At 32.8% G+C, this 23,191-nt stretch carries 24 protein-coding genes; 19 read left to right on the top strand and 5 right to left on the bottom strand.

From position 1 onward, the window contains the following. Positions 1-2: 2 nt before the first annotated feature. From C8N26_RS05570 to C8N26_RS05530, 9 genes are all read left to right on the top strand, one after another. Positions 3-797: a hypothetical protein gene (locus C8N26_RS05570; RefSeq protein WP_120186544.1), complete on the top strand. Its 795-nt coding sequence runs from the start codon at positions 3-5 to the stop codon at positions 795-797. A 49-nt stretch (positions 798-846) separates the two neighbouring features. Further along, entirely contained in the window at positions 847-2,283 is a 1,437-nt protein-coding gene (locus C8N26_RS05565) for a M20/M25/M40 family metallo-hydrolase (protein ID WP_120186404.1), read from the top strand. Between the two features lie 3 nt (positions 2,284-2,286). Beyond that, complete coding sequence (locus C8N26_RS05560) at positions 2,287-2,646, top strand: DoxX family protein (protein ID WP_120186403.1); 360 nt, start codon at positions 2,287-2,289, stop codon at positions 2,644-2,646. Next, positions 2,646-4,259 carry an amidohydrolase gene (locus C8N26_RS05555; RefSeq protein ID WP_120186402.1) on the top strand — a complete coding sequence of 538 codons (1,614 nt, stop codon included), beginning with the start codon at positions 2,646-2,648 and terminating at the stop codon, positions 4,257-4,259. Before C8N26_RS05560 ends, C8N26_RS05555 begins: the two co-directional genes overlap by 1 nt. A gap of 51 nt (positions 4,260-4,310) precedes the next feature. Continuing rightward, the gene (locus C8N26_RS05550; RefSeq protein WP_028890575.1) at positions 4,311-4,646 is read left to right on the top strand and encodes a DUF3703 domain-containing protein; all 336 of its coding nucleotides are present in this window, start codon (positions 4,311-4,313) and stop codon (positions 4,644-4,646) included. A gap of 261 nt (positions 4,647-4,907) precedes the next feature. Continuing rightward, entirely contained in the window at positions 4,908-5,447 is a 540-nt protein-coding gene (locus tag C8N26_RS05545) for a sigma-70 family RNA polymerase sigma factor (protein WP_028890574.1), read from the top strand. Between the two features lie 39 nt (positions 5,448-5,486). Continuing rightward, the gene (locus tag C8N26_RS05540) at positions 5,487-5,864 is read left to right on the top strand and encodes a potassium channel family protein (RefSeq protein ID WP_120186401.1); all 378 of its coding nucleotides are present in this window, start codon (positions 5,487-5,489) and stop codon (positions 5,862-5,864) included. A 57-nt stretch (positions 5,865-5,921) separates the two neighbouring features. Continuing rightward, positions 5,922-6,374 (top strand): DUF4231 domain-containing protein, encoded by a 453-nt coding sequence (locus tag C8N26_RS05535; RefSeq protein ID WP_120186400.1) that lies wholly within the window; start codon positions 5,922-5,924, stop codon positions 6,372-6,374. A gap of 98 nt (positions 6,375-6,472) precedes the next feature. Beyond that, positions 6,473-6,727 (top strand): hypothetical protein, encoded by a 255-nt coding sequence (locus C8N26_RS05530; protein WP_038005130.1) that lies wholly within the window; start codon positions 6,473-6,475, stop codon positions 6,725-6,727. Positions 6,728-6,756: 29 nt separating this feature from the next. Here the strand turns inward: C8N26_RS05530 and C8N26_RS05525 are convergent, their stop codons facing one another. Further along, a complete protein-coding gene (locus C8N26_RS05525; RefSeq protein ID WP_120186399.1) occupies positions 6,757-8,712 on the bottom strand; it encodes a YgiQ family radical SAM protein in 1,956 nt (651 codons plus the stop codon). Positions 8,713-8,902: 190 nt separating this feature from the next. On the opposite strand from C8N26_RS05525, the gene C8N26_RS05520 reads away from it, so the two are divergent. The 7 genes from C8N26_RS05520 (at position 8,903) to C8N26_RS05490 (ending at position 16,947) form a co-directional block, all read left to right on the top strand. Continuing rightward, positions 8,903-11,398 carry a zinc-dependent metalloprotease gene (locus tag C8N26_RS05520; RefSeq protein WP_120186398.1) on the top strand — a complete coding sequence of 832 codons (2,496 nt, stop codon included), beginning with the start codon at positions 8,903-8,905 and terminating at the stop codon, positions 11,396-11,398. 85 nt (positions 11,399-11,483) lie between these two features. Next, the gene (locus C8N26_RS05515) at positions 11,484-13,403 is read left to right on the top strand and encodes a CocE/NonD family hydrolase (protein WP_120186397.1); all 1,920 of its coding nucleotides are present in this window, start codon (positions 11,484-11,486) and stop codon (positions 13,401-13,403) included. Between the two features lie 298 nt (positions 13,404-13,701). After that, complete coding sequence (locus C8N26_RS05510; RefSeq protein WP_120186396.1) at positions 13,702-14,319, top strand: Pr6Pr family membrane protein; 618 nt, start codon at positions 13,702-13,704, stop codon at positions 14,317-14,319. A gap of 2 nt (positions 14,320-14,321) precedes the next feature. Beyond that, the gene (locus C8N26_RS05505; protein ID WP_120186395.1) at positions 14,322-14,747 is read left to right on the top strand and encodes an META domain-containing protein; all 426 of its coding nucleotides are present in this window, start codon (positions 14,322-14,324) and stop codon (positions 14,745-14,747) included. Position 14,748: 1 nt separating this feature from the next. Continuing rightward, positions 14,749-15,552 (top strand): META domain-containing protein, encoded by an 804-nt coding sequence (locus C8N26_RS05500; RefSeq protein WP_120186394.1) that lies wholly within the window; start codon positions 14,749-14,751, stop codon positions 15,550-15,552. A gap of 18 nt (positions 15,553-15,570) precedes the next feature. Then, entirely contained in the window at positions 15,571-16,038 is a 468-nt protein-coding gene (locus C8N26_RS05495; RefSeq protein ID WP_120186393.1) for a hypothetical protein, read from the top strand. A gap of 300 nt (positions 16,039-16,338) precedes the next feature. Then, positions 16,339-16,947 (top strand): hypothetical protein, encoded by a 609-nt coding sequence (locus C8N26_RS05490; protein ID WP_147418483.1) that lies wholly within the window; start codon positions 16,339-16,341, stop codon positions 16,945-16,947. Between the two features lie 133 nt (positions 16,948-17,080). On the opposite strand, the gene aat is transcribed toward C8N26_RS05490, so the two are convergent. Then, a complete protein-coding gene (gene aat, locus C8N26_RS05485) occupies positions 17,081-17,704 on the bottom strand; it encodes a leucyl/phenylalanyl-tRNA--protein transferase (RefSeq protein ID WP_120186391.1) in 624 nt (207 codons plus the stop codon). Positions 17,705-17,732: 28 nt separating this feature from the next. Further along, positions 17,733-19,112, bottom strand: coding sequence for a short-chain fatty acid transporter (locus tag C8N26_RS05480; RefSeq protein WP_120186390.1), 1,380 nt, complete (start codon positions 19,110-19,112; stop codon positions 17,733-17,735). A 65-nt stretch (positions 19,113-19,177) separates the two neighbouring features. On the opposite strand from C8N26_RS05480, the gene C8N26_RS05475 reads away from it, so the two are divergent. From C8N26_RS05475 to C8N26_RS05465, 3 genes are all read left to right on the top strand, one after another. Then, a complete protein-coding gene (locus tag C8N26_RS05475) occupies positions 19,178-20,734 on the top strand; it encodes an NAD(P)/FAD-dependent oxidoreductase (protein WP_120186389.1) in 1,557 nt (518 codons plus the stop codon). A 77-nt stretch (positions 20,735-20,811) separates the two neighbouring features. After that, on the top strand, positions 20,812-21,447 hold the full coding sequence (locus C8N26_RS05470) for a YqaA family protein (protein WP_028890561.1): 636 nt from the start codon (positions 20,812-20,814) through the stop codon (positions 21,445-21,447). Between the two features lie 6 nt (positions 21,448-21,453). Next, positions 21,454-21,693 (top strand): DUF1456 family protein, encoded by a 240-nt coding sequence (locus C8N26_RS05465; protein WP_120186388.1) that lies wholly within the window; start codon positions 21,454-21,456, stop codon positions 21,691-21,693. 236 nt (positions 21,694-21,929) lie between these two features. Here C8N26_RS05465 and C8N26_RS05460 read toward each other — a convergent pair whose 3' ends face one another. Together C8N26_RS05460 and C8N26_RS05455 are read right to left on the bottom strand one after the other, a co-directional pair. Then, the gene (locus C8N26_RS05460; protein WP_028890559.1) at positions 21,930-22,295 is read right to left on the bottom strand and encodes a DUF3127 domain-containing protein; all 366 of its coding nucleotides are present in this window, start codon (positions 22,293-22,295) and stop codon (positions 21,930-21,932) included. Positions 22,296-22,302: 7 nt separating this feature from the next. Then, positions 22,303-23,163 carry a flavin reductase family protein gene (locus C8N26_RS05455; RefSeq protein ID WP_120186387.1) on the bottom strand — a complete coding sequence of 287 codons (861 nt, stop codon included), beginning with the start codon at positions 23,161-23,163 and terminating at the stop codon, positions 22,303-22,305. Positions 23,164-23,191 lie beyond the last annotated feature (28 nt).

Below are 23,191 nucleotides of genomic sequence, written 5' to 3'. Positions count from 1 at the left end.
AAGTGAAGTTTTTACTACACTTAACACTTTTTATAGTACTAACTACCCTTACACAAATTGGTGGTCTTGTTTATCTTTTGGCTATAATCATTGCTAAACTAAAAAGACTCCCAATTTTAGGTAGTTTTCTTTTGTTTTGTTCAATTTATTTAGTCACTATTCTCACAATAGTTCCTTGGGTTTCTTCAAAAGCGTTTGGAAGGGTTAAAATTGAAAATAATCAATTAGTTAATTATCATAATATATTAACTGTTTTATGTAATAGAAACTATGTAAAACCTGAGTTAAATAATGTGCTCAAGGAAATTGGATATCAACTCAATAAAAAACATCCCAACCTTAAAGTTATTTATTTAGATGCAAACTTCCCTTTTTTTGATGGCTTCCCGCTTTTTCCTCACTTAAGCCATAATGACGGAAAGAAAGTTGACATTTCTTTTATTTATAAGGATTCTTCAGGAAAAGCAACAAACAGTAAACCTTCTAATAGTGGTTATGGTATTTTTGAAACTCCTTCACAAAAAGAAACCAACACTACAGCTATTTGCAAAGAAAAAGGATACTGGCAGTACGATTATCCTAAATACCTAACACTTGGAACTAACAATAAAAACCTCACCTTTTCTAACAAAGTGAATAAAGATTTTTTAGAAATAATTACCAATCTACAACAAACTCAAAAAGTATTTATTGAACCACATCTTAAAACACGTTTACATCTAAAAAGCTCTAAAATTAGATTTCAAGGATGTAAAGCGGTAAGACACGACGACCATATTCATCTTCAAATTAACTAAGTTTTTATTCTTTTTTGTGTAGATTTATCTCCCTAATTTACACTATAATATGAAAAAACTAACCTTTCTACTTACAGCAAGCATCTTCTGCTTTGCTTGTAAAACAGAACAAAAGCAAGACTTACAAACTACAACCTATAATAAAACAGCCTACAAACAAGACTCTGTTCAAGTAAAACAACTATTTAATTCCGCATTAACTGAAGGAAAATCATACGAGTGGTTACGTGACCTAACTCAAAATATCGGAAGCCGTTTATCAGGATCTGAAGGAGCAGCAAAATCGGTGATTTGGGGAGAAAAATTGATGAAAGAAGTTGGTTTAGATTCTGTTTGGCTACAGCCTATTATGGTACCACATTGGGTGCGAGGTGAAAAAGAAATAGCTAATTATGAATTCAACGGAGAAAAAATCAATGTTCCTATTTGTGCCTTAGGAGGTTCAATTGCAACTCCAACTAACGGAATTACTGCACAAGTTATTGAAGTTAAAAACATTGAAGAAGCCAAAAATTTAGGAGATAAAGCTAACGGGAAAATTGTATTCTTTAACGGTGCTTTTGATAATACACTCATCAATACCTTTCAAGCTTATGGAGGTTGCGTAAGTCAACGCTATGGAGGAGCTTCTATAGTTGGGAAATTTGGAGCGAAAGCAGTCATTGTTCGTTCTATGACCAACGGAATTGACGATTATCCACATACAGGTTCTATGGGGTATGGTGATATTCCAAAAGAAGAATATATTCCTGCAGCAGCTATTAGTTCTCGTGCTGCAGAAAATTTGAGCAAGCATTTAAAAGAAAATCCGAACTTACAATTTTACTTTAAACAAAGCTGTAAAAACCTTCCAGACGCTCCTTCTCACAATGTAGTTGGTGAAATTAAAGGAAGTGAATATCCTGATAAAATAATGGTTGTTGGCGGACATTTAGATTCTTGGGATTTAGGTGAGGGTGCACACGATGACGGAACCGGAATTGTACAGTCATTAGAAGTTGCTTATTTATTCAAAAAGAATAATATCAAACCTAAAAACACCATCCGAATTGTCTTTTTTATGAATGAAGAAAACGGTTTACGTGGCGCTACTGAATATGCTCGTTTAGCAAAAGAAAATGGTGAACTACACATTGGTGCTTTAGAATCTGATGCAGGTGGACACACGCCAAGAGGTTTTTCTATTGATGCGAATAAAAGAAACTTACAGCTTGTACAAAGCTGGAAAAAACTCTTAGCTCCTTACGGTTTACACGATATTACTGCTGGTGGTGGTGGCGCTGATATTGGCCCTTTAAAAGACGACCATGTTACCTTAGTAGGTTACCGACCAGATTCGCAACGCTATTTCGATTATCATCATGCAGCTACAGACACTTTTGATAAGGTTAATAAACGCGAATTAGAATTAGGAAGTGCTTCTATGGCTAGTATTATATATTTAATGGATAAATATTTATACAACGAAGAAACTCTAAAACCTTAATCCATGGATACTCTTATCATAGTCTTAAGATTCTTATTTGGAGTATTTTTTGCCTTTGCAGGAATTATGCACTTTGTAAAGCCTAAAATTTTCAATCGATTTATCCCTAATTTTCTTCCAAAATTAGTTGTAAATTATATAGCTGGCTTATTAGAGTTAGCAATTGGTATAGGATTACTAATCAGTCAAACCAACAAACAAGCAGCTTTAGCTATGTTTATACTTATGTGGATTTTCTTACCAATCCACATTTGGGATGTTTTCAGAGAAAAACCAGCTATTGGATCTAAGAAAACAGCTATTATAAGAGTTCCTCTTCAATTTTTACTATTATATATCGCTTATTTAATTTATACACACTAATGAAAAAAGTACTACTTCCATTACTAGCTTTTAGCCTATTGTTTTCTTGTAAACCTAAAGAAAAAGTAGACTTGCTTGTCATCAATGCAAATGCTTACACTGTGAATACTAATTTTGACAAAGTAGAAAGCTTTGCTATAAGAGATGGAAAGTTTATAGCCATAGGAAGCAATGAAGAAATTCAAGAAAAATACACTTCTTTAAATACTGTTGATGCAAATAACGGTGCTATTTATCCTGGCTTTATTGATGCACATTGTCATTTTTATGGTTTGGGCTTACAACAGCAAAAAGTAAACCTGGTAGGAACAGAAAGTTATGATGAAGTACTACAACGTTTAATAGATTTTCAAAAAGAGAAAAACACCACTTATATCACAGGTCGTGGTTGGGACCAAAACGACTGGGAAGTAAAAGAATTCCCTACCAAAAAAAAGTTAGACAGTATTTTCCCTAATACCCCAGTAGCTATTCGCAGGATTGATGGTCATGCTATGTTAGTAAATCAAGCTGCTATTGATTTAGCTGGAATTACTACCGATTCTAAAGTAGATGGTGGTGAGTTTATAAAAAAAGATGGTAAACTAACAGGAGTACTTATTGATAATGCAATGAATTTTATCAATAATCCGAAACCATCAAAAAGGGAACAGATTCAAGCGTTAAAAGATGCTGAAAAAATCTGTTTTGATTTAGGATTAACAACCGTTGACGATGCCGGTTTAGATAAAGAAGTTATTGAATTAATTGACAGCTTACAACAATCGGGTGATTTAAAAATGCGTATCTACGCTATGATTTCAAACAATCAAAAAAACCTTGATTACTACCTCAACAAAGGCATCATTAAAACTAATAGATTAAACGTTCGTTCTGTAAAGGTTTATTCTGACGGCGCTCTAGGATCTCGAGGAGCGGCTCTTAAAGATGAATATTCTGATAAAAAAGGGCATTTTGGTGCTTTAGTTAATTCGTACGAAAATTTACAAAAAGTAGCGAAAAGAATTGCAGATTCAGACTATCAAATGAACACCCATGCTATTGGAGATTCTGCAAATTACGTGATGTTAAAAACCTACAACGAAGTATTAAAAAACAAAAATGATAGACGTTGGCGTATTGAGCACGCTCAAATAGTAGATACAAAAGACTTTAATCTATTTAAAAATGTGCTTCCGTCTATTCAACCGACTCATGCTACTTCAGATATGTATTGGGCAGAAGACCGTGTAGGGTCAGATAGAATCAAAGGTGCTTATGCTTATAATGATTTATTAAAAGAATACGGAAAAGTTGCCTTAGGAACGGACTTTCCTATTGAACATGTAAGTCCATTATATACATTTTACGCAGCAACCATCAGAAAAGATTTAAAAGGATATCCCGAAAAAGGTTATCAAATGGAAAACTCTTTATCTAGAGAAAATGCTTTAAAAGGAATGACCATTTGGAATGCTTATGCAAACTTTGAAGAAAAAGAAAAAGGAAGTATCGAAGTTGGTAAGGTAGCTGATTTTATTATCTTAGATAAAGATATCATGACGATTGACGGAAAAGAAATTCCAAATACAAAGGTTTTAGCAACCTATATAAACGGAGAAAAAGTAAATTAAAAATGCATCTTTTTCTTTTCGTTGTAGTCTGATTTATAAAATCAACAAATAATGACACAACTACAGCGAAAACAACAATTTTACAAACAATTAACTTTAGCTAAAAAGGCACTTAAAAGTAAACACTTTCAGGTGTCTTTTTATCATTTAGAGAATGCTCATATTTTAGGACAAAAACATGTTTACAGGCACACTTTATCTCATTACTGGATGTTAGTCTACGGAATAAAAACATATAGTCTTAAAGAAATTGTTGGTCAATTTTTCAGAATTATAGCTTCAATTTTATTTACTTTAATTTGGGTACCTACAGGAAATACAGGTGGCTCTAACATATCTGCAATTAAACCTATTCCTGTTAGAAAAGAACTTCAAAAATATTTTTGACAATAAATGCATCTTTTTACACTTTTTCTTGTCTGTTATATGAAAACAAAAAACAGATAATATCATGAAAAATAAAAATCAATGTACTTGTACTTGCGAAGGATGTAAAACAGGTGACTGCTCAAATTGCACATGTGAAAACTGCACATGTAACAACTGTAACTGTTAATTAAATCAACTTTTAAAATTCTTGTCACTCTGAATACAATGAAAACAAAATATTCGTTTTATTCAGCGTGGCATTTTTCGTAAATTTATAGGATGACAACGCAACAAGTTTGGAAAAAATACGCAGATGATGTAAAGCACTTTATTTTAAGTAAAGTGAAAGATACTACTGTGACTGATGATTTGCTACAAGAAACATTTATTAAAGTTCATACGAAACTTCATACCCTAAAGGATATTACTAAATTAAAACCGTGGATTTTTACAATTGCTCGTAATACTATGATGGATTACTTCAAAAGTACTAATCAAACTGTTGAATTAAACAATTTTGAAACTCAAATAGATGAAAAAGAGCACGAACATACCGAAAAAGATTGCTTACGCGGTATCTTACAAAGCTTACCCAAAAAATATAGAGATCCGCTATTTTTATCAGACATAAAAGGCTTAAAACAACAAGAAGTCGCTAATACTTTAAAACAAAATTTACCTACTACAAAATCTCAAATTCAACGTGCTCGAAAACTAATTGCTCAAGGTTTTATGGATTGCTGTGGATTCTCACTTAACGAAGAAGGGAAATTAGTAGGCGAAATTCAAGACAAAGAAGATTGTAAAGTTTGTAAGTAAGTTATATATTCAACTTTTCTTCTAACTTATTTTTTAATTATGATTTCGTTCTTTATCAACTTTTATCGCTTTTGCAAACTTGTATTTATAGGTATTAAAAAAGATACTGAATTTAGATATTTATTCTTTTTCCTTTCTATTCTACTAACGAGTTCTACCATATTTTATAACAAAATTGAACATTGGGAAGTTGTAGATTCCTTATATTTTTCTGTAATGACGATGGCTACCGTAGGTTATGGAGATTTTGTCCCTACTCATAATATTAGTAAAATATTTACAATAATATATACCTTTCTGTCTATCGGAACATTTGTTGCCTTTACTGCTAAAATTGTTCAATTTACCCTACAAAAAGACAATCAAAAAACACCTTTAGGTAAGCTAAAATCTAAGTTAAAAAATAAGGATGATTAGCCTTTATTTTGTCTTATTTAATTTTTTGAATATGTTTGAACAAAGAATCAACTAACTATGAAAAATAATCAATCTCGTTTTGAAATCCTCCAAGAAGAAATCGAGAAAATGTATCTATTAACTTCTTCTAGAAGTAAAGAAAATAAGAAAAAAGCTTTCAGAATATATATAACTATCGCTGTTTCTACAGCAATAGTCACCATTTTAGTTGCTATTGGTGATGACTTTACCAGCAACACAACAGCTATCAAAATACTAACGTTATTTTTTAGTGCTTTAAGTACTGTTTTAGCTGCTTGGGATGGTTTTTACAACCACAAGCAATTATGGGTTAACTATGGTGAAAGTAGAGATAACTTAAAAGAGCTTTTATTAAAAGTTAAATTAGTTTCTGACGAAGAAAAAAACAACACCGATTTTCTCATTAAAACTCATAAAGAATTTCAATCAATAATTGATAAGGGGAATTATAAATGGAAAGAACTTAGGCTTGATGAAACCAATGGCTAAATCCAATTTACAAACCTAAAAAACAACCAATTACAAAATAGTCAATTTGTTTAACTCTTGATTTTTTCATATATTATGAGAAATCAAAAATTAAAATTATGACAGATCAAGAACAAAAAAGACTAGATACGATGAACGCTGTTTTGGTAAAAATGGAAGACATTAAAAACACACAAAAAAGTTTAATCGAAAAAATCGGTGTGGTAGAAGTTCAATTATTTGACATACAATCAAAAGATCTTGATAAGGAACTAGAAAAAGTTATGGTAAGAGCTTCCGACACCTTAACTATTATAAAACAAGCTTCCGAAGCTTTTGAAATGAAAAGAAACCGTTTAGAAAACGAAGCATAAAAAAATCCGCTTTATAGCGGATTTTTCTTTTATCTTCTTTTCTTTTTAAAACCTTTGTTTTTTCTTCTCGAAGGCTTATCAGTCTTTTTATATGTTACTGTATCATCAAACGTATTTTTAGCTTTTCCTGCTTTATTTTTACGCCAAGAAGTATCTTCTGGCAATAATTTTTTTAATAAATCGGTACGTCCAACTTTGCTCAAAGTATCTTTTATCCATTGCTTGTTTTCTTTTTTATACCAAAAGAAAAACTTGTGCTGATCTTCCTTCTCCTTTTTAGTTTTCGGAGTTTTTACTTCTTTTAATGTATATGGATGATATCCGCTATAATAAATTACCGTAGCAACCGTCATAGGCGTTGGCGTAAATCCTTGAACTTGCTCTAATTGGAAGCCCATATCTTTCGTTTCTGCCGCCAAATTTGCCATATCTTCCGCCTCACAAGCTGGGTGACTTGAAATGAAATATGGTATTAACTGAAGCTTTAATTTCTTTTTTACATTGATGCGATCAAAACGTTCTTTAAATAAATGGAAGTATTTAAACGACGGTTTACGCATCAATTTTAATACTGGATCAGAAGTATGTTCTGGCGCAACTTTTAATCGCCCAGAAACGTGTTTAGTCATTACCTCTTCAGTATATGCATCTAACTCCTTAGGATCAGCATTTTTATTGAATTCAGGCACTAACATATCATGTCGAATTCCACTACCTATAAATGATTTTTTCACCTTCGGATGTGCATCAACAGCTTGATATAACTCCGTTAATGGTTTATGCGAAGTATCCAAATTACTACAAATTACAGGTGAAATACACGACGGTGCAACACATTTGTCACAAATCGCTTGTACTTTCCCTTTCATTTTGTACATATTCGCTGAAGGACCTCCGATATCAGATAAATACCCTTTAAAATCATCCATTTGGGCAACCTGATCTACTTCCTTTAATACAGATTCTTGACTTCTACTCGCAATAAACTTTCCTTGATGAGCAGAAATGGTACAAAAGCTACAGCCTCCAAAACATCCACGGTGAATATTGATAGAAAACTTAATCATTTCAAACGCAGGTATTGGTCCACGTTTGTTATATTTTGGATGTGGTAATCGTGTATAAGGCAAATCGAATGAAGCATCAATTTCTTCCTCCGTCATTGTTGGAAACGGCGGGTTGATCATCAACTTTTTATTTCCAACTTTTTGAAAAATACGACGTGCATATAGTTTGTTTGACTCCTGCTCTATCACTTTAAAGTTAGAAGCATACGCTTTCTTATCTTTCAAACAGGTTTCATGCGAACTGATTTCTACATCTTCCCAATTCTTATTCTTTGGAACACTTTCTCCTTCCTTTAATAAAACTGCTGTTTGCTTAATGGTTTTTAAACTCGAAAACGGAACACCTTTTTGTAATAGCTCTACAATTTCTCGCAACGGTTGCTCTCCCATTCCGTATACTAACATATCGGCTTTAGAAGTTTCTAAAATCGTTGGTAATAGTTTATCGGACCAGTAATCGTAATGTGTAACACGGCGAAGAGAAGCTTCAATTCCTCCAATTAATACTGGAACATCAGGAAACTTTTCTTTTAAAATTTTTGAATATACCGAAGTTGCATAATCAGGTCTGAACCCTTTATCTCCATTCGGAGTATAGGCATCTTTATCACGGCGACGTTTGCTTGCTGTATAATTACTTACCATCGGATCCATACAACCACCTGTTACCGCAAAGAATAACCTTGGCGTACCCAACTTCTCAAAATCTTGTAAATTATCATGTACACTTGGTTGCGGAACAATTGCCACACGCAAGCCGTAACTCTCTAAAATACGTCCAATTACTGCAGGTCCAAATGATGGATGATCTACATATGCATCTCCACTGAATAGAATTACATCCAATTCATCCCATCCACGTAACTTAACCTCCTTATTTGTAGTAGGTAACCAATCTGAAACTCGTCTTATTCTCATGCCGTTGCAAAGGTACGTTAATTATCAATTACTTTGTATGTTTCACCTACAAACTCATCACAAGAAAATGCCCGTTTTGGTTCATACAATCAAGTCAGTGGTATCCCAATTCCATCCTTTAACATATAATTAAGATTCATTAGGTAGCAATTTCACTAAATTTCGCTCTTTATCAATTAAATAACACACAATGACAAACAGATTACTCTCAACCTTATTAGTAATCTTTTTCTCTTTTGGAATTTCTTTAAATACTGAAGCTCAGAGAAAAAAGAAAAAAGACACTAAAAAAGAGGCTCCTAAAAAGAGTGAACCAAAAAAAGGAGAAATTCAACCTTATGGAAAAGTAGTTACTAAAGACCACAAAACTGACGAAGGTTTATTTAAAGTACACTCAAAAGACACTAACTTTTTATTTGAAATCCCAGATTCTTTATTAAATCGTGAAATGTTAATGGTTACCAGAATCGCCAAAACCGCTAGTGGAATTGGATTTGGTGGTGGTAAGCAAAACACACAAGTATTACGTTGGGTAAAAAACAAAAAACAAGTTTTATTAAAAGTTGTATCTCATAATGTTGTTGCAGATACTATTTTACCTGTGCACGAAGCTGTTGTAAACTCTAATTTTGAACCTATCTTATACGCTTTTCCAATCAAAGCATTTAGCAAAGACTCAACAGCTACTGTAATTGATGCTAGTCCTCTTTTTGAAGGTGATGTACAAGCAATCGGCTTCCCACAAAGAAGCAGAAAACAGTACAAAATTTCTAAAATGGATAAGACAAGATCTTATATAGATAGAATTAGCAGCTACCCTCAAAACATAGAAATTAGAAATGTTAAAACATATATTTCTGCAGCTCCTCCTTCTAATTCAAGTGTAGGTTCTGTTACTATGGAATTAAGTAACTCTATGATTTTACTTCCTAAAACACCTATGAAAAGACGCTATTTTGATGAGCGTGTTGGATGGTTTACAAGTTCTCAAACCGACTACGGATTAGATGCTCAAAAAAGTAAATCTGTTACCTATTTAGACAGATGGCGTTTAGAAGTAAAAGATGAAGATTTAGAAAAATTTAAAAGAGGTGAATTAGTAGAGCCTAAAAAACAAATCGTTTATTACATAGATAGAGCTACTCCTAAAAAGTGGCGTAAATACATAAAACAAGGTATTGAAGATTGGCAAGTTGCTTTTGAAGCTGCTGGATTTAAAAATGCTATCATCGCTAAAGATGCACCTACTAAAGAAGAAAACCCAGATTGGAGTCCTGAAGATGTACGTTATTCTGTAGTTCGCTACTTAGCTTCTCCAATTCCAAATGCAAATGGACCTCACGTTAGTGATCCTCGTTCAGGAGAAATTTTAGAATCTGATATTAACTGGTATCACAATGTAATGACTTTATTACACAATTGGTTTTTTGTTCAAACAGCGGCAATCAATCCAGATGCAAGAAGCACTCAATTTAAAGATGAAGTTATGGGGCGCTTAATTCGTTTTGTTTCTTCTCACGAAGTTGGACATACTATCGGATTACCACACAACATGGGAAGTTCTGTTGCGTATCCTGTAGATTCTTTACGTTCTGCTGAATTCACTAAAAAGAACGGAACAGCTCCTTCTATCATGGATTACGCTCGTTTTAACTACATAGCACAACCTGAAGATAAAGGTGTTGCCTTAATGCCTAATATTGGACCTTACGATAAATATGCTATCAATTGGGGATACAGACCCATCTTAGACAAATCTGCTAAGGACGAAAAAACTATCTTAAATCAATGGATTAAAGAAAAAGCTGGAGATCCTGTGTATAGATTCGGACATCAACAAGTTGGCAACATCATTGATCCTAGTTCTCAAACTGAAGATTTAGGTGATGACGCTATGAAAGCTAGTGCTTATGGTATTAAAAACTTACAGCGTATTTTACCTCATTTAGAAGAGTGGACTACTGAAGATGGTGAAACATATGAGGATTTAAAAACTATGTACGGACAAGTAGTTGGTCAATTTAACAGATATATGGGACACGTAAGTTCAAACATTGGTGGTGTTTATGAGTATTTTAAAACTACTGATCAAGATGGAGCTGTTTATGTACATGTGCCTAAAGAGCATCAAAAAAGAGCTTTACAATTTGTAAACAGCGAATTATTTAAAACTCCTACTTGGTTAATTGATGAAAACATCATCAGTAAAACACAACATTCAGGAATTATTGAACGTATCAGAAGTTTACAAGTACAAACATTAAACAGAGTTTTAAAAACTGGAAGGTTAACTCGTATGATTGAGAATGAAACCTTAAACGGAACTAAAGCATACTCTCTTATTGAAATGATGGGTGATTTACGTAAAGGTATTTGGAGCGAAGTTTACGCTAACAAAACTATAGATCCTTACCGTAGAAACTTACAACGTGCTCATTTAGATCAATTAGACTTTTTATTAAATAAAGCGAAAGATCAAAAAGCACCAAGAAGTGACCGTGGTTATTTTAAACAAACAGCTGTTACGATTAATCAATCAGATATTAAACCTGTTGTTAGAGGAGAATTAAAACGTTTACAAAGAGATATTAAACGAAGTATTCCTTCTGCTCGTAACACGATAACTCGTTATCACTTACAAGATGCTGCTGACAGAATAAACAATATTCTAGAGCCGAACAAATAATACCTTCTTAATAACAGCAATCTACAATATTAGGTTGCTGTTATTTTTATATTTTTATTTGCTACATAATTAACTACCAACTATAATGAAAAAAGCTTTAGCCCTATTATTGATTGTCGTTTTTTCTTTTGCTAGTTGTAAAAAAACAACAACTAATAAAACTGCAACAACTGAAGACACCTATGTTAAAGATCATTACAACAAAAAAGAAGTAAAAATTACAATGAGAGATGGTGTTAAGTTACACGCTACCATTTACTCACCAAAAGACACCAGTAAAACCTACCCTATTTTACTACAACGTACTCCGTATAGTTGTCAACCTTATGGAGAAGATAAATTCAGAAAAAAAATTGGGCCAAACCCCATTTTAATGAAAGAAGGAAATATTATTGTTTATCAAGATGTCCGCGGGCGTTGGATGAGTGAAGGTGTGTATGACAACATGCGTGCTTACATTCCTAACAAAACAGAAAAACAAACCGATGAAACTACCGATACTTACGATACGATTGATTGGTTAGTAAACAATGTACCTAACAATAATGGAAATGTAGGAACTTGGGGAATTTCATATCCTGGGCATTACGCTACTGTTTCTGCAATTGATGCACATCCAGCCTTAAAAGCAGCTTCTCCACAAGCATGTATCGGCGATTTCTTTTTTGACGATTTCCACCATAACGGAGCTTTTTTATTAAGCTATTTTAGAGCAATTTCTTTATTCGGAACTTATAAAGATCAACCTACCGATTCTGCTTGGTACTCATTTCCTGATATGAAAACTCAAGACCAATATCAATTTTTCTTAGATAAAGGTCCTTTAAAAAACTTAAACGAATATTTCCAGTACGATAAGTTAGATACTAAAGTTACTGAAAACAAAGAACGCATTGACGATTTCTTTTGGAAAGAAATTGTTGAGCACCCTAACTATGACTCAGTATGGCAAAGTAAAGGAATCATTCAACATTTAGATAAAGTTCCTTCTACCGTAGCAACAATGATTGTAGGTGGTTGGTTTGATGCTGAAGACCTATACGGACCGTTAGAAACTTACAAAGGGATTGAGAAAAATCAACCTAATAACTACAATACTATTGTGTTCGGTCCTTGGGATCATGGCGGATGGTCTAGAAATAAAGTAGCTAACAAAGTTGGTAACTATTACTTTGGAGATTCCATCTCTTTAAAATTCCAAAAAGAAGTAGAAACCAAATTCTTCAATCATTTCTTAAAAGAAGATGGAACTAAAAACTCTGGTTTACCAGAAGCTTATGTATTTGATACAGGTAAAAAAGCATGGAAATCATACGATGTATGGCCTCCTGAAAATACTCAAAAACAAACGTTTTTCTTATCTGAAAATCAAGAATTATCTACAGAGCAAAAAGGAAATGATAAAATTAGTTTTATCAGTGATATTAAACGTCCAGTACCTTATTCAGAAGATATAAAAACGGTGTTTACGCCGCGTAAATATATGACTGATGACCAACGATTTGCCGCTCGTAGACCTGATGTATTAGTATTTGAAACAGATGTATTAACTGAAGATTTTACACTTGCTGGTGATATTTTAGCAAAGCTGCAAGTAGCAACTACAGGTTCAGCTGCTGATTGGATTGTAAAAGTTATAGATGTACATCCACATGATTTGAAAAACGACAATAAAGAAATGCAAACACACTTAAAGCTAAGCAACTATCATTTAATGGTACGTAGTGAGGTGATGCGTGGTCGCTTTAGAAACAGTTTTTCTAATCCTGAGCCATTTACTCCAAATCAAAAAACAGCGGTAAATATTAAACTACAAGATGTTTTCCATACGTTTAAAAAAGGACACAAAGTGCAAATACAAGTACAAAGTACGTGGTTTCCTTTAATCGATTTGAATCCGCAAACCTATGTAGACAACATTTACAAAGCAGACGAAAAAGACTTTAAAACACAAACGCATTCGGTATTTACTGACTCTAGTATTGAGTTTACCGTGTTAAAATAAAAAGAACCTTTTCTTCCTTATAAAAACTCACAATACAATCTATGTCTTGTGAGTTTTTTATTTTCCTTATTTATTTTACGCAACCTTTTTTCAATATATGCATCTATACTTTAAATCGTATTACTTAAAATGATAAAAAAGTATCTACTTCTTCTAATCTCTGTTGGATTTTTGTCTTCAAAAATTCACAAGACAACAACATAAATTATCAAATAGATTTCTCTACTTATTAAATATTGAAAATTATACCTTTAAAATAAAACAGTATATTTAAGACACTGAAAAACAAAAGTCTTAAATGAAAAAGAAAGCTGAAATTATTGGGTTTTGTATTACTTGGTTTGCCATTATTACTCAGTTTGTTTTAATGATCATAAACAGACAAACTGATGTCCAAGAAGCAATTGTTCGTTTTTTCAGCTTTTTCACCATTTTAACCAATACACTAGTCGCTTTATTCTTTACCAGCAAGATTACAAGGAAAATGAATATTTTCAATAAACATGGTGCTTTAACCTCCATTACTACCTTTATTTTAATAGTTGGATTGGTATATCAATTGGTGCTTCGAGCAACATGGAATCCTACAGGATTACAATTAATTATTGATGAATTATTGCATACTATTATTCCAATTTACGTGTTTATGTATTGGTTACGATATGCTAAGTCAAATAATTTTAAAATAAAATATATTTTACCTTGGTTAGCTTATCCTATTTTATATATCGTTTATATAATGATTAGAGGCAACCTTTCAGGTTTTTATCCATATCCTTTTCTAAATGTTTCAAAAATTGGATTACAACAATCAATAATTAATATTTCAGTAATACTAATCGTTTCACTCATTCTTATGAGTTTTTTAATTTTAATTGGGAAAAAACTAAAAATAAATAAAAAAATAAACCACTAATAATGAACAAAAATATTTTCATAGCACTACTTGTATTCTCTTTAATATCTTTTTCTTGTGCTTCGTTAAAAAACAAGAATAACAATAAACTTTACGAAACTACTTGGGAGTTAGAATATATTTCAGGACCTCGAATTGCTTTTCAAGGGTTATATCCAGACAAAAAACCTACCATTTCTTTTAACAAAGAAACCCAAAAAGTTGAAGGAAATAATAGCTGTAACGGGTATTCAGCATCCTATACATTAGAGCGTGAATCTATTTCTTTCAGTGATCCAGGTCCATCAACCATGATGTATTGTGGTCAAGGCGAACAAGTATTTTTAAATACTATTGAAAAAGTTAATAAATTTAGCATTGATGAAGAAGGAAAACTTAACTTACAAATTAATGAAGTACCAATAATGCGATTTAAAAAAACAGAATAACATGAAAAACTTCTTACCAATACTACTAAGTGTATGTTTAATAGCCGTCTCTTGTTCTAATAAAAAAGAGAAAAACAAAACACCAGAAAACACAGTATATTCCGATTCTGTAAACCAAGTAAAAGCTTCAAACAATAAGCAATTTGTAACTGATACTTACTTTAAAGCGCACGGTGTTGAACCTTTTTGGAACATAACAATTTCTGACAAGATGATTACGTTCAAAACACCTACCGACTCTATTTTTACTCCGCATACAGAACCTATTTATGCGCAAGACAACAATGTAAAAATGTATTCTTTACACACAGAATTGGCTGCCATTAAAATAGAAATCATTCAAATGGAATGCATCAACGCTATGTCGGGTAAATCATTTCCTTATTCAGTAACTTTAAAATACAAAAAAGGCAACGAAACTGAATTTACAACCTTAGAAGGATGCGGACAATATATTACCAATTACCGCCTACACGATATTTGGGCTTTAGAAGAATTGAATGGTGCAAAAGTTAACAAAGACGATTTTGGCAAAGAATTACCGTATATAGAAATAAATGCTGCTGAAAATAGCTTTATGGGAACTTCAGGTTGCAATAGAATTGTGGGTAAACTATTTTCTGAAAGAAATAAAATTAGATTTACAAATATTGCTTCAACAGAAATGTTATGTGCTAAAGGTAGCGATAAAGAACAAGAATTTACAAAAGCATTGGCTAGTACTATTTCTTATACAATTAATAATAACCGATTAACACTTTCTAATCCTGATAAAACATTATTAGTATTCAAAAAAGTAGACTAACCAATTAAACTATAAAAAATGAAAAAAATTCTAATTCTATTCTTAGTCTCAATACTAGCTGTCAGTTGTAAAAACAAGGATTCTAATGAAGATACAACCAAAGAGTCTAAAGAAACTATAGTTGAAACTCCAACTACTTTAATACAGATAGGTTGTTACGAATATAATAAAGACGGAAACCAAATTCTTTTCGAAATTACAGAAGTTAACAATACTGTTGAAGGAACTATTAACTACGTTTTAGCTGAAAAAGATGCAAACACAGGTACTTTTTCAGGAACACTAACTGATGATAAATTAATTGGTATTTATACCTTTTCTTCTGAAGGAACAGAAAGTTCTAGAGAAGTAGCTTTTTTAATAAAAGACGGTCAATTAATTGAAGGTTTTGGCGAATTAAATGAAACAGGAAACACTTTTAAAAACAAGAATAACATTAGTTATACCTCAACAATGTCCCTAATTAAAACAGATTGTGCTAAATAAAGCTTTTCTATTTTTGATGGAAAAAAATAACAAACCCAAAAACTCTCAATAATTTATTGGGAGTTTTTTATTTTCTATATTTGAAATAAAAAGTGCTATTATACCTCCATATCATTCGTATAAAAACGCTAAAAGTAGTTATATAAATAAGTTGCCAACAATATGAACTGTAAACTTTGTGGATTAGAAAAGACGTTGATTAAATCTCACATTATACCTGAATTTATGTATCAGGATTTGTATAATGAAGACCATCGATTTTATGAGTTTTCCGTCCAAGATATAGTGGATGGAAAAAAATTGAAACCATTTGTTCAAATAGGAGAATTTGACAAGAATATTCTGTGTAAAGAATGTGATAATGAAAGACTTGGAAGTTTAGAAAAATATGGTCAAAAAGTACTTTTTGGAAAAAATCTCAAGCCAGAAGAAACCCCCGATTGTCAAAATTATGAATTAGAGGGCTATGAATTTTCTGAATGTAGTAATGTTGATTACAAGAAAATTAAATTATTCTTGCTTTCTATATTATGGCGTTCACACATAACTGACCGACCAAAATTCAACTCTGTTAATTTAGGACCTCACACGGATAGGATTAAAGAAATGTTATGGAACAATGAACCAGGAGAAGAATTGGAATACCCAATAACTACGACAAGCTTTATTAGAGCTGACTATCATTACAAAGATTTAATTCTAGAACCTAGAAGAATGAGAACTAAGAGCGGAATTAATTCATACATTTTTTCTATTGGTTCATTTCAGTTTCATTTTTATGTAAATTCTAGAGACCACAAATTACCTGATTTCGTTAATGAAATGACCCTTAAAAAAAATAATTCTATGAGAACAGTTCATTTGAAAAACGGAATGGAAAAGGCTTTAATAAAAAGACTTGTTGAATAAAATACTGTTGGCAACACCGTATATATAAAAATAGCGGGTTAAGTACTTAAACCAAAGAATATTAATGAATTAGAATTCAGTTATAAATAGAAAAATAGTGGTTAAAATCCGCTACTTTTCATATACAAACAAGTTACAACCACTTCAAAAACTCCTCTCTAGGAATTTCTCTGGCGCCTAAACTTGCTAGGTGATCGTTATACACTTGACAATCGATGAGTTTATAGCCTCCTTTTTTTGCTAAATGGATAAATGCAACTTTGCTCATATTGCTTACTTTACTAAACATACTTTCGCCACAAAACACCCCATTTCCTAAATCTACTCCGTACAAACCTGCAACCAGTTTGTCGTCCATCCATATCTCAATAGATTTTGCATAGCCTTTGTCGTGTAGATTTATATAAGCATCTTCCATTTCATCGGTAATCCAAGTACCTAATTGATCAAAACGATTGATGTGTCGACAATTAAAAATAACATCGTCAAAAGCTTTGTTTTCCGTTATCGTAAAACCACCTTTTCGCAATACCTGTTTCATCGATTTGGAAATCTTCACTTCCTCAGGAAATAACACCATACGCTCCCATGGAGAATACCAAACAATCGGTTCCCCTTCATTAAACCACGGAAAAATTCCATGTTGGTAGGCATACACCAATCGTTCAACTGATAAATCACCGCCCAAAGCCAGTAAACCATCATCAGTAGCCAACTCATACGGAGGAAACTCTATTTTTTCAGAAAGCCAAATCATTATTTTAGATAGTTAGATTATTGAATTATTAAAATAGTAATAATCCCAACAAATATATAGCACTTCCTACTACCATTGCAATAAGCGTATACGGTAAAATTTCTTTTGCTTTTAATTTTGTAATTCCTAATAAGGGTAATGCCCAAAAAGGCTGTAACATGTTCGTTATTTGGTCTCCGTATGCTAATGCCATAATTGCCTTAGGCAACGGAACCCCTAATTTTAATGCACTTTCTACCACAATAGGACCTTGTACAACCCACTGTCCTCCACCACTCGGTACAAAAATATTAACCAAACCAGCACTAAAAAACGTAAATATGGGTAAAGTAGTTGCAGTTGCTATCGACACGAAAAAATCAGAAATTAAAGTAACCATTCCCGTACTTTTCATCACACCCATAATACCAAAATACAATGGAAACTGAATTAAAATTCCAGAAACATCACTAATTGATTCTCCCACAGCATTAGTAAACTTTTTAAAACTTCCGTGTAGTATAATTCCCAACCCTAACATAAAAAAGTTAATCAGGTTAGGCGTAATTTTTAACTGCTGAATGTCTGCCCAATAACGATAACCAAACGCTACTAAAATCAACACACCAAAAGCAATGGCTAACCATTGAGAACTATCTAGTTTTTCTGCTTGGGTACTAACCTTTTCATCAGTATGCATTTTATATTCTGGTAAATTAATCGCTGTAGGAGTTGCTTTCTTTCCTAAAAAATAAAAGGTTGCCGATACCGTAGCTACTACCACGAAAAAAATCAGCAAATTCCACCAACTAAAAATCGTTTGAGAATAATCAATCACATCAGGTATTTGAGCTAAAACCTCATCCGAAGAAACCGATTGCATAATACTTTTTATATGTCCGCTCTCGTTAATTTTTATGGGTGCAGAACCTGAAATTCCACCATGCCAAACCATCAATCCCATATAACCCGCCGCTCCAATAATTGGATAATTTAGTTTGATATTATGTTGTTGCGCATGTTCTGCTACTTTACGTGCCAACAAAGCACCAAAAATGAGTCCTAACCCCCAATTAAAGAAAGCCACCAACATGGTAGTACAACTTACAATGGCTGCACTGTTTGCTGTGTTGGTACAGAATTTTGTTACTTTTAAAATTAAATTACTCACAGGCTTACTCAACACCAATACATGCCCTAATACCAAAATCAACATCATTTGATAGGCAAAAACGAGTAATCCGTTAGACCAAATTCCATTTTCCCAAAATTGTAACACCTCTAAAGAATAGGTAACTACAGAGCTTTCTTCTGGTTTTGTAAAAAGCAGTGCTAATAAAAGAGTTACCAGTGTTAATAATATAGCGATGGTAAAAGGTGAGGGTAAATATTTTTTAAAAACATTTTCTATAACCTGCGTAATTTTCATAGTATAGGGTTTGATTTGCTAAAATAATTAAATAGACTGAATCTTATTTTAACTAGTTTTGCAGTATGGTAAAAGAACTTCAATTACGTGTTAATTTAGTAGAAGAACGCAAAGACAATATTTTACAGCTAAAAGCTGCTAAGAAGCTAGGTATTAATATAGCTGATATTACTAGCATAAAAGTGTTACGTAAATCGATTGATGCACGTAAAAAAGAAGTTATTTTTAACTATAAAGTAGCGGTATACATCAACGAACCGCAACCTGATACTCCTGATTATATTTTTGAATATCAAGATGTATCAAATGCGAAAGAAATTCATATTGTAGGTTTTGGTCCTGCGGGAATGTATGCGGCACTTCGTTGTATTGAATTAGGCTACAAACCTATTGTGTTAGAGCGTGGTAAAAATGTACAGGATCGTCGTAGAGATTTACGTGCTATTAACCAGTTTCATGAGGTAAATCCAGACTCTAACTATTGTTTTGGTGAAGGTGGTGCAGGAACCTATTCTGACGGAAAGTTATATACAAGAAGTTTAAAGCGTGGTGATGTTCGTAAAATATTTGAAAACTTAGTATATCACGGTGCTACCGATCAAATTTTAGTAGATGCGCATCCGCACATAGGAACGAACAAACTTCCGAAGATCATTCAAAACATCCGCGAAACGATTTTAAAACACGGTGGTGAAATTCATTTTGAAACTCGTGTTACTGATTTTATCGTTAAAAACAACAAGCTACAAGCTATACAACTCCAAAACGGAACGGAAATGGCTGTGAATGCTGTTGTTTTGGCTACAGGGCATTCTGCAAGAGATATTTATGAGCTGCTACATAAAAAAGACATTTTACTAAAAGCGAAATCGTTTGCTATGGGAGTTCGTGTAGAACATCCACAAGAAATTATCGATCAAATTCAATACAGTTGTTCAGGTCAACGTGATGAGTTACTGCCTGCTGCTGCGTATAGTTTAGTACACCAAGTTGGAAACAGAGGAGTGTATTCTTTCTGTATGTGTCCTGGTGGATTCATCGTTCCTGCAGCAACTGCCAATGGTGAGGTAGTAGTAAACGGAATGTCGCCTTCACGTCGTAATAACAAGTTTGCTAACTCGGGTATTGTAGTTGAAATTAATGTTGATAAAGACTTACCGAAGTATGAGAAATACGGAGTTTTAAAAGGCTTACAATATCAAAAAGATTTAGAGAAGTTAGCGTTTAACGCAGGTGGAAAAAGTCAGGTTGCTCCAGCACAACGTTTAACCGATTTTGTGGAAGGTAGATTGTCTTCTTCTTTAAATGACTGTTCGTATCAACCCGGATTAAATTCTTCTCCGCTACACTCGTTACTTCCTAAATTAATTGGAGGTAAATTACGCAAAGGTTTTGCTGCTTTCGGGCAAAAAATGCATGGTTATTATACTGCGGAAGCAAATATTGTTGGAGTAGAATCTAGAACCTCATCACCTGTTAATATTCCGAGAAAAGAAAACCTTGAACATCCACAAATTGAAGGGCTTTTTCCTTGTGGTGAAGGTGGTGGTTATGCGGGTGGTATTATTTCGGCTGCTATGGACGGTGAACGCTGTGCTGAAGCTGCCATTGCAAATCTGTAAATTAACAAATATTTGTTGGCGTAATTTCTAATTACCTCGTACTTTTGCTATTCCTAAAAATTAGAGGCTTTTTAGCGATGAGTAAAAAAAGTAAAAGATATAATAAAAAGAAAATAAATAAGCCGCATTATAAACGTTTGCACAACTATTATAATCGCACTGGTTTTTACATGTTTATTTGGGTTAGCTTAAAAAAAGCTTTTTGGCCAATTGTTGGGGTGGTTATTGGATTATTATTATTTAATAAATACGTTTACAACATCAATGATGGTTTACAAACCATGACTGAAACCTTTTCTAGAACAGGGGTTTTAATTACTTTTTTCATATCTGAAACGATTTTAGGATTAATTCCGCCAGAAATTTTCATCGCTTGGTCTAAAAAAACAGAAGATCCTATTGTAAATATTTCTTTGTTAGCAACCCTTTCTTATCTGGGAGGTTTATGCGCTTATTTTATAGGAAGAACCTCTTTAAAAATTGATTCTGTAAGAAATTACTTAGAAGTTAAAATGGCTAAAAACCTTAAAAACACAAGTAAGTGGGGAGGTTTTTTAATTTTAGTAGGAGCTTTATTACCACTTCCTTTTGCTATTAGCTGTTTAACTGCTGGTATGATTAAATATCCATTTAAAAATGTAGTTTTTGTTGGCTTATTTCGTTTTGCACGTTTTGCCATTTATGCTTGGGCTATATTTTCTGTAGTAAACTAATATAATATGGCACTCAATAACAACGACATTTTTAAAAAGCTAAGAGTAGCACACAAATTAAGAGACACTGATATTATTGATATCTGTGCTTTGGTTGATTTTAAAGTTTCTAAATCTGAAATCAATGCTATTTTTAGAAAAGAAGATCACCCAAAGTATATGGAATGTGGCGATCAGTTTTTACGAAATTTTTTAAACGGGCTCATTATTCACCTACGAGGCCCAATGCCTGAAAAGAAACAATAAATTATAAAAAAACCTTCTGAACTCAATCAGAAGGTTTTTATTTTCCCCTTAAATTCCTCACTCAATCTTTTATCGAATGATTATGTTACAAATATATAGCTGTCTTTTGATATGGTAAAAGGTATATCCGTAAACAAAAATGTAGTTTTCCGCAAAACAAAAAAGAGCGCAAAAATTGCGCTCTTCTTTTTTTATTTATAGTATCAGAATCTAACTCCTGACACCTTATTTATACCTTAAAATGGTAAATCGTCTGGTTCGTTAGCAGATAAATCTGGAGCTGGCTCAAATTGATCTGCTGGTGGAATATTTTGAGGTGCAGCCTGTGCCAAGTTTTCAATTCTCCATCCTTGTACAGAGTTAAAATACTTTGCTTCTCCTTGAGGGTTAATCCACTCTCTTCCTCTTAAATTAATAGAAACCTTAACATCTTGTCCTACTTGATAACTGTTTAACAAATCACATTTATCTTGAAGAAATTCAATTAAAATCATTTGAGGATATTGCTCATCGGTAGTAACTACCATTTCACGCTTTCTAAAGCCGTTAGATCCAAATGTTTGTGTCTCGTTAATTAATTTGATTTTCCCTATTACTTCCATTTCTTATCTATTTAATTAAAAGTACCTTCCAAGCACTTTCTACATCATTATTTTGTAAATACTCTTGTGCAAAAGTATGTTTTTTTTCAGTTGAAATGCCCACAAACTGTGTATGTTCTTTCGCAAAGTTATTAACATCTTCATCGCTAGGTAATTGTTCTACATTCCCTAACATTCCAAGATTATTACCTGTTAACACATTACTGTTTCTTATTTCTTCAGGAATTTGGTCTACTCCAATTCCTAAAGTTGTTAAAGGTTTCGGAATTTCAAAAAAACCATCTCTAGCTCTACTGTAATAACTTCCTCCTGCTCTTGCTACTAAATCTATTTTGTATTGATCTATACTTCCATCCTCTGCCAATACATCTTCATTTATATGAAGTTTTACTACCTCACAAACAATTAAGTTTCCTGCTCCGCCTTCTTCTCCTGTATAAATAATGTCTTTAACTTTACACTCAAACTGTACTGGTGATTCTGCTACTCTAAATGGCTTTACTTCATCCGAAGGTAACATTGTAAATCCTGCTTTAACAAACTCATTTACTCCCTTAGGGTACATCGTACTACTTAACGACATTTGTTGTACAATATCATAATTTACTATATTAATAACAACTTCCTTAGTTGCTTCAGCATTATCTAAGGTGTGCTTGGTTGTATTATCTCGTACACTTCGTGCCGGAGAGAAAATCATAATTGGCGGGTTTGCACCAAACACATTAAAAAAACTAAATGGTGATAAATTAGGGTTTCCTTCTTTATCAATGGTGCTTGCAAAAGCAATTGGTCTCGGAGCCACGGCTCCTAATAAATATCCGTGAAGTTTTGAAGTTGGTATATCTTTAGGGTTTATTGATAACATTCTCTAATATTTTAGTGTAAATATACTA

This window comes from Tenacibaculum lutimaris, assembly GCF_003610735.1.
Taxonomy (GTDB): domain Bacteria; phylum Bacteroidota; class Bacteroidia; order Flavobacteriales; family Flavobacteriaceae; genus Polaribacter; species Polaribacter lutimaris.
The sequence above is the reverse complement of the archived record's forward strand: the minus strand, read 5'-3'. Positions and strand labels throughout refer to the sequence as shown.